This is a genomic window from Streptomyces acidicola (assembly GCF_009377235.1).
GTDB lineage: Bacteria > Actinomycetota > Actinomycetes > Streptomycetales > Streptomycetaceae > Streptomyces > Streptomyces acidicola.
Map to the genome: position 1 here is coordinate 1 of NZ_VMNX01000369.1, position 6,476 is coordinate 6,476.

The 6,476-nt window shown below is 71.8% G+C and carries 9 protein-coding genes; 3 read left to right on the forward strand and 6 right to left on the reverse strand.

Features of this window, described 5'->3' with window-relative positions; all coding sequences use genetic code 11:
• Together FPZ41_RS43835 and sigE are read right to left on the reverse strand one after the other, a co-directional pair.
• Positions 1-1,183: anti-sigma factor family protein (locus tag FPZ41_RS43835; RefSeq protein ID WP_322621502.1), on the reverse strand; the 1,183-nt coding region annotated here is incomplete at its 3' end.
• The gene (gene sigE / locus FPZ41_RS43840; RefSeq protein WP_131571918.1) at positions 1,180-1,878 is read right to left on the reverse strand and encodes an RNA polymerase sigma factor SigE; all 699 of its coding nucleotides are present in this window, start codon (positions 1,876-1,878) and stop codon (positions 1,180-1,182) included. The genes sigE and FPZ41_RS43835, both read right to left, overlap by 4 nt.
• Positions 1,879-2,102: 224 nt before the next feature.
• Here sigE and FPZ41_RS43845 point away from each other — a divergent pair, with 224 nt between their 5' ends.
• Complete coding sequence (locus FPZ41_RS43845) at positions 2,103-2,801, forward strand: O-methyltransferase (protein WP_131571917.1); 699 nt, start codon at positions 2,103-2,105, stop codon at positions 2,799-2,801.
• Positions 2,802-2,988: 187 nt separating this feature from the next.
• On the opposite strand, the gene FPZ41_RS43850 is transcribed toward FPZ41_RS43845, so the two are convergent.
• Together FPZ41_RS43850 and FPZ41_RS47635 are read right to left on the reverse strand one after the other, a co-directional pair.
• Positions 2,989-3,156, reverse strand: coding sequence for a DUF3117 domain-containing protein (locus FPZ41_RS43850; RefSeq protein ID WP_003966491.1), 168 nt, complete (start codon positions 3,154-3,156; stop codon positions 2,989-2,991).
• A 145-nt stretch (positions 3,157-3,301) separates the two neighbouring features.
• Positions 3,302-3,466, reverse strand: coding sequence for a hypothetical protein (locus FPZ41_RS47635; RefSeq protein WP_165935253.1), 165 nt, complete (start codon positions 3,464-3,466; stop codon positions 3,302-3,304).
• 65 nt (positions 3,467-3,531) lie between these two features.
• Between FPZ41_RS47635 and chcB the strand changes: the two genes are divergently transcribed.
• Positions 3,532-4,335: a 2-cyclohexenylcarbonyl CoA isomerase gene (gene chcB / locus FPZ41_RS43855; protein ID WP_152870171.1), complete on the forward strand. Its 804-nt coding sequence runs from the start codon at positions 3,532-3,534 to the stop codon at positions 4,333-4,335.
• A 96-nt stretch (positions 4,336-4,431) separates the two neighbouring features.
• Here chcB and FPZ41_RS43860 read toward each other — a convergent pair whose 3' ends face one another.
• Positions 4,432-5,010 (reverse strand): DNA-3-methyladenine glycosylase I, encoded by a 579-nt coding sequence (locus FPZ41_RS43860; protein ID WP_322621503.1) that lies wholly within the window; start codon positions 5,008-5,010, stop codon positions 4,432-4,434.
• A complete protein-coding gene (locus tag FPZ41_RS43865; protein ID WP_152870173.1) occupies positions 5,007-5,366 on the reverse strand; it encodes a DivIVA domain-containing protein in 360 nt (119 codons plus the stop codon). Before FPZ41_RS43865 ends, FPZ41_RS43860 begins: the two co-directional genes overlap by 4 nt.
• Before the next feature lie 196 nt (positions 5,367-5,562).
• Here FPZ41_RS43865 and folP point away from each other — a divergent pair, with 196 nt between their 5' ends.
• Positions 5,563-6,423, forward strand: coding sequence for a dihydropteroate synthase (gene folP, locus FPZ41_RS43870; RefSeq protein ID WP_152870175.1), 861 nt, complete (start codon positions 5,563-5,565; stop codon positions 6,421-6,423).
• Positions 6,424-6,476 lie beyond the last annotated feature (53 nt).

The following is a 6,476-nucleotide window of genomic DNA, read 5'->3' on the forward strand; positions in this document are numbered from 1 at the left end:
GGGTGGGTGTGGGGGACGTGATCGCGGCGGGGGCTGTCAGCAGGCCCGGGGTGGTGAGCCCCGGTGTCGTCGGCCACTCTGCGGACAGCACCTGTGGGTGCACCGGGAGCGGCCGTATGAGCGGGGACATCGCGGCCGCGCCGGCCGCCAGGGGTGCGGTCAGCGGATGCGCGGCCTGCTGGCCCTGGCCGGCCGGAGCGGGGACTCCGGGCAGCAGGGGTGCGGACACCTCGGTGGGCGCCATGGGGACGTCTCGCATCGACCCCTGGCCCTGTCCGAGCAGCGGTGCCACCGATCCCCGACGCCGCTGTGACTCTGGGACGGTGGTGGTGCCCGAACCGGGCGCCCGCATCGGCGTCACGTTGCTTCCCGAACCGGAACCGCCGCGTGCCTCCGCGGTGTCGGCGGGCCCGCCGGCGGACACCCCGCCCAGCGCGATGGCGGCCAGCGACACCGCCCCGGCCGCGACGAAGGCGAAACGCAGGCCCCGCGAGGCCTGCCGCTCGGCGTCGTGACGCCCGACGTGGTGGACGCGGAAGCCACGCCGGCCGGTTCCGCCCTCGTCGGCAACGGGCCCGACGGTCTGCGCGCGCTGGGCGTGCCCGCTCCCGTCGGTTCCTGCGAGCTCGGGCAGGAGCGGGCCCCGGTCGCCGAGGAAACTCCGCCCACCGGAGGGGCTCCGGTCACCGAGGAAACTCCGTCCGCCGGTGAGCCCGCGGCCACCGAACAGGCCGCGCTCCTCCGACGGCGACAGCACACCGGCGTGCGGCCCCGACGGGACGTATCCGAAGGACTCGCCGCCCACCCCGAACACACCGGGACCTCCGGCGACCCTGGGGTCACCGGGCAGCCCCGCGCGTCCGCCCGAGCCAGGAAGTCTTCCGCCGAAGCCTCCCCCGCCCAGCGGCGAGCCACGGCCGTCGAGGTCGCCTCCGCCGGGAAGCCCCTGGAGGCGGGCCAGGAAGCTCTCGGAGGGCGGTGGAGGGGCTGCCTCCGCGAACACGTTCTTCAGCCGGCGCTGGGCGTCCGCCTCGGCCTTGCACTTCGCACAGGTGGCGAGGTGGGCCAGGACGCGCTCACGCGAGTCATGACCGAGCTCTCCGTCCACCAGGGCGGAGAGTCGGTCCCCAAGATGCTGGTCGGCGACGCACCGCTCGCCGGGATTCGGTCGTGATCCACTCACGCGGTCGCGCCCCCTCCTCCCAGCGCGGGCACTCCGACCACGAATCCCCGGCGCTCCGCACGGGCCTCCGGCGAACGGTGCGCCAGGGCCTTGCGCAGCTGGGAGCGGCCGCGGTGGATCCGGGAACGCACCGTGCCGAGCTTGACGCCGAGGGTCGCGGCGATCTCCTCGTACGACAGTCCTTCGATGTCGCAGAGCACCACGGCGGCGCGGAACTCGGGTGCGAGGGTGTCGAGGGCCTGCTGGACGTCCGCGTCGAAGTGCGAGTCGTTGAAGACCTGCTGCGGGGACGGCTCACGGCTGGGCAGCCGCTCGGCCGCGTCCTCGCCGAGCGCGTCGAAGCGGATGCGCTGCTTGCGGCGCACCATGTCCAGGAAGAGGTTCGTGGTGATGCGGTGCAGCCAGCCTTCGAAGGTGCCCGGCGTGTAGGTGGACAGGGAGCGGAAGACGCGGACGAAGACCTCCTGGGTGAGGTCCTCCGCGTCGTGCTGGTTTCCGGTCAGGCGGTACGCCAGTCGGTAGACGCGGCCGCTGTGCGTGCTGACGATCTCCTCCCAGGTGGGCGGAGTCCACGCCTGCCCGTCCGCGTCGGTGGAGAAGGTCGCGGTCTGGGTGAAGTCAGCGGCGTGGTTGCGGTCAGCGGTGTCGTTCACGGATTTCGGCCTGCCTGCCGATCCGAGGAAGCGCCGCAGCACTCCTCTCCGATCTCCAGGCGCAGCCGCACCTCCCCTGTCGGCTCTGGTGGTGTCCAGTGGAGCCCCTACCATAGCCACCTCGCCCGTTAGCTCCGGATAAGCGGTTTTCCGAGATTTTGATACACGCTGACATGGCTGATGGGCCTGCGTCTGCACTTGCTCGGCGTCCTGATCCATCCAGTACCCCCCGCTGTCTTTCCCACCCCCTCTAAACGACCGGTCCCATCTGCGGGTTCCCGACGCCAACGGATACAGTCACGCCGAGGCAACCACGGGGACAGGAGAGGGTCATTACCGGCAACCGGCAGACGAGCTGGGCGTTCGCCGACGCCTTTGTCGCCGAGGACGAAGCGCTGCACTGGGCCCGTGACCGGGCCCGCGAGGCAGGGCTGCGCTCGGTGTCGCCCAGCACGGGCGCCGCGCTGCGGTTGCTTGCCGCCACCGTGGACGCGAAGGCGGTGGCGGAGATCGGGACCGGGACCGGCGTCTCCGGGATCCATCTTCTGCACGGTATGCGGCCGGACGGGGTGCTGACCACCGTGGATCCGGAGCCCGAGCACCAGCAGTTCGCCCGGCAGGCCTTCCGCGCGTGCGGCTTCGCCAGCAACCGGGCCCGTTTCATTCCGGGCCGGGCCCTGGACGTACTCCCCCGGCTCGCGGACGCCGGCTACGACCTCGTCTTCTGTGACGGTGACCGGCTGGAGTACATGGAGTACCTCGCTGAATCGTTGCGCCTGCTCCGCCCCGGAGGCCTGGTGGTCTTCGAGGGTGTCTTCGCCAACGGCCGGACCGTCGACTCGGGCCCTCAGCCCACGGAGGTCATACGCATCCGGGAGCTGCTGCGCACGGTCCGCGAGAGCCAGGACCTGCTGCCGTCGCTGCTGCCCGTGGGCGACGGGCTGCTGTGCGCGGTCAAGCGGTGACCACGGGTCGACAACCGACCGTGTAGCGGGCGGCGTCGGGGGGCGGCGTCACATGCCGGACGGGCGGAACCGGCCCCAGGGAACAGTCGCTCCGGAGGCGCTCCGGAGGGCGCTCCGGACAAACAACTGCCCCGGCACCGCGCGTTCGGTACCGGGGCAGTTGAAAGGGTATGGTCGCTTCCCAGCGTCAGCCGACGACCTTCTTGAGGGCGTCGCCCAGGGCATCGGCCTCGTCAGGGGTCAGCTCGACGACGAGCCGACCGCCGCCTTCGAGCGGAACGCGCATGACGATGCCCCGCCCCTCCTTGGTCACCTCGAGCGGGCCGTCGCCCGTCCGCGGCTTCATGGCCGCCATGCTCGTTCCCCTTCCTGAAACCAGCTCACCGTCAGCCGACGGCCCCTTGAAGGGCACGCGCGCTCGTTACTCGGACACGCGACACCGGCATCGAACACATTGCTTCCAAGCCATTATCCCGCATCTCAGGACCCGATGACCAACATCAGTCGGCATCGCTTGGGCAACGCACGCGAGCAAAACCACTCAATTCGGCGATGTGACTGCGATACTGCGCGACCGCAGGGAGATCTTCCGGAGTTCCACCGGCCGGAATTCTTTGACGCAGGTCACATGTCGTGCCCGCGCCACCGCCGGTGATCTCCGCCATGCTGTGCGATGACACAGGGACGTACCGCCCGGTACGCCGGAGCCGCGACACGGAGGGGAACCGACATGGCCGACACCGTGCTCTACGAAGTGAGTGACGGACTGGCGACGATCACGCTGAACCGCCCGGAGGCGATGAACGCGCTGAACGTCGAGACCAAGGTCGCCCTCCGGGAGGCCGTGCGGTCCGCCGCCGCCGACGACGCCGTACGGGCCGTACTGCTGACGGCCGCCGGGGACCGCGCGTTCTGTGTGGGGCAGGACCTCAAGGAGCACATCGGGCTGCTGACGGCGGACCGCGAGACCGGCTCCGGCCAGACCATGAGCACCGTACGCGAGCACTACAACCCGATCGTGCGGGCGCTGGCCGGGATGGCGAAGCCCGTGGTGGCAGGGGTGAACGGGGTCGCGGCCGGGGCGGGTTTCGGCTTCGCACTCGCCGCGGACTACCGGGTCGTCGCGGACACGGCGTCCTTCAACACGTCGTTCGCCGGGGTCGCGCTGACCGCCGACTCCGGTGTCTCGTGGACGCTGCCGCGGGTCGTCGGCCCGGGGCGCGCCACCGACCTGCTGCTCTTCCCTCGCGGCATCAAGGCCCAGGAGGCGTACGAGCTGGGCATCGCGGGACGGGTCGTCCCGGCCGCGGAGCTGCGGGCCGAGGCGGAGAAGGTGGCCCGGGCGCTGGCCGAGGGCCCGACGCTGGCGTACGCGGCGCTGAAGGAAGCCGTCGCGTACGGGCAGTCCCACTCGCTGGCGGAGACGCTGGAGAAGGAGGACGAGCTGCAGACGCGGGCGGGCTCCTCGGAGGACCACGGGATCGCGGTGCAGGCGTTCGTCAACAAGGAGAAGCCGAAGTACCTGGGACGGTGAGGGACGGGGCCGGGGCGGACCCCGAGACTCCGGCCCGGCCCGGTTGCTCCGCCCCGGCACGGCTCAGGCCGAACCGCGCCGTGCCGGGGCGACAGCTCAGCGGCCTCTTGCGGTGCAGTCCGCCAAGTGGTCGTCGACCAGGCCGCACGCCTGCATCAGCGCGTATGCCGTCGTGGGCCCCACGAAGCGCAGGCCCCGCTTCTTGAGGGCCTTCGACAGGGCCGTCGACTCGTCCGTGATGGCCGGGACGTCGGTGAGGGTCCTCGGGGCTGGTCGGGTCCGATCGGGGGCGTGGGACCAGATCAACTCGTCCAGCTCGCCCGGCGACCACTCGGCCAGCACGCGCGCGTTGGCGAGGGTCGCGTCGACCTTGGCACGGTTGCGGATGATGCCGGCGTCGGCGAGGAGGCGGGCACGGTCGTCATCGGTGAACGTCGCCACCGAGGCGATCTTGAAGTCGGCGAAGGCGGCCCGGAAGCCGGGGCGGCGGCGGAGGATGGTGATCCAGGAGAGCCCGGACTGGAAGGCCTCCAGGGAGAGCCGCTCGAACAGGGCGTCGTCGCCGTGGACCGGGCGGCCCCACTCCTCGTCGTGGTAGGCCACGTAGTCCTCGGTCGACAGGGCCCACGGGCAGCGCAGCCTGCCGTCGGGACCCGCGCTCGCGCCGCCGCTCACTGGTGCTCCCCCTCCTCCGGCTTGTGCAGCGAGGGGGAGGACGGGCCCGTCGTCGCGTGGGCGGCGGCGAGGGCGGCCTCCAGTTCGGCGATCCTGCTGTCCCGCTCGGAGAGCTCCGCGCCGAGGCGGCCGAGGGCGTCGTCCACGTCCGCCATGCGGTAGCCGCGCACGCCGACGGGGAAGCGGAGTGTCTCCACGTCCGCGCGGTTCACCGGGCGGCCCTGCGGCAGGGGGTCCTCGAACCGCTCGGGCCCGGCCTCGGGCAGCGTGGCACTCTCGCCGCCGCCCACCACGGCGAGCGTCACCGCGCCGACCACGACGGCCAGCGCGACGACCAGGAACAGGAACATGAACATCGCTGAGGTGCCCCTTCTATCGTGCCGCGCCGCCGCGCCTGTCGGGGCGCCTCGGCCGGTGCCGAGTGGGCGACGCGCTGTGCGCCGGCACGGAAGTCGAAGTCGAATGTGTCCGGCTCCGATCGTGCCATGCGAGTCTGACAGTTAAGGTCACAGGCGGCTAAGCAGCGGGACGTACTGGAAGAGGTCACAGGGGATGCTCAGGCTGGGCAGGCGTGAATTCGGCACGCACGAGCCGGTGATCATGGCGATCGTGAACCGGACCCCCGACTCCTTCTACGACCAGGGAGCCACCTTCCAGGACGAGCCCGCACTCGCGCGCGTGGAGGAGGCGGTGGCCGAGGGCGCCGCGATCATCGACATCGGCGGGGTCAAGGCCGGGCCCGGCGAAGAGGTGACGGCCGAGGAGGAGGCCCGGCGGACCGTGGGCTTCGTCGCGGAGGTCCGGCGTCGGTTCCCCGATGTCGTCATCAGTGTCGACACATGGCGGCACGAGGTGGGTGAGGCGGTCTGCGAGGCGGGGGCGGATCTGCTCAACGACGCGTGGGGCGGGGTGGACCCCCGGTTGGCGGAGGTCGCGGCGCGGTACGGGGTGGGGCTGGTGTGTACGCACGCGGGCGGTGCCCAGCCGCGTACGCGCCCTCATCGCGTCACCTACGACGACATCATGGCCGACATCCTGCGGGTGACCGTGGGGCTGGCCGAGCGCGCGGTGGCCCTCGGGGTGCCTCGGGAGGCGGTGCTCATCGATCCCGGGCACGACTTCGGCAAGAACACGCGGCACAGTCTGGAGGCGACCCGGCGGCTGGGCGAGATGGTCGCCACGGGGTGGCCGGTGCTCGTGTCCCTGTCCAACAAGGACTTCGTCGGGGAGACGCTGGACAAGCCGGTGAAGGAGCGGGTGGTCGGGACGCTGGCGACGACGGCGGTGTCGGCGTGGCTGGGGGCGCAGGTGTACCGGGTGCACGAGGTCGCGGAGACCCGTCAGGTGCTGGACATGGTGGCGTCGATCGCCGGGCACCGCGCCCCGGCCGTCGCGCGGCGGGGGCTGGCGTAGCTCCGGGCGCGGTTTCCTCGCCCCCGCCGCCCCTACCCGTCCCATCCCCAGGG

What these genes read in the sequence shown, in the direction of transcription:
- FPZ41_RS43850 (WP_003966491.1), bottom strand. Translation starts at nt 3,156, where the DNA reads ATGGCGGCCATGAAGCCGCGGACGGGCGACGGCCCGCTCGAGGTGACC.
- FPZ41_RS47635 (WP_165935253.1), bottom strand. Translation starts at nt 3,466, where the DNA reads ATGGCGGAGATCACCGGCGGTGGCGCGGGCACGACATGTGACCTGCGT.
- chcB (WP_152870171.1), top strand. Translation starts at nt 3,532, where the DNA reads ATGGCCGACACCGTGCTCTACGAAGTGAGTGACGGACTGGCGACGATC.
- FPZ41_RS43865 (WP_152870173.1), bottom strand. Translation starts at nt 5,366, where the DNA reads ATGTTCATGTTCCTGTTCCTGGTCGTCGCGCTGGCCGTCGTGGTCGGC.
- folP (WP_152870175.1), top strand. Translation starts at nt 5,563, where the DNA reads ATGCTCAGGCTGGGCAGGCGTGAATTCGGCACGCACGAGCCGGTGATC.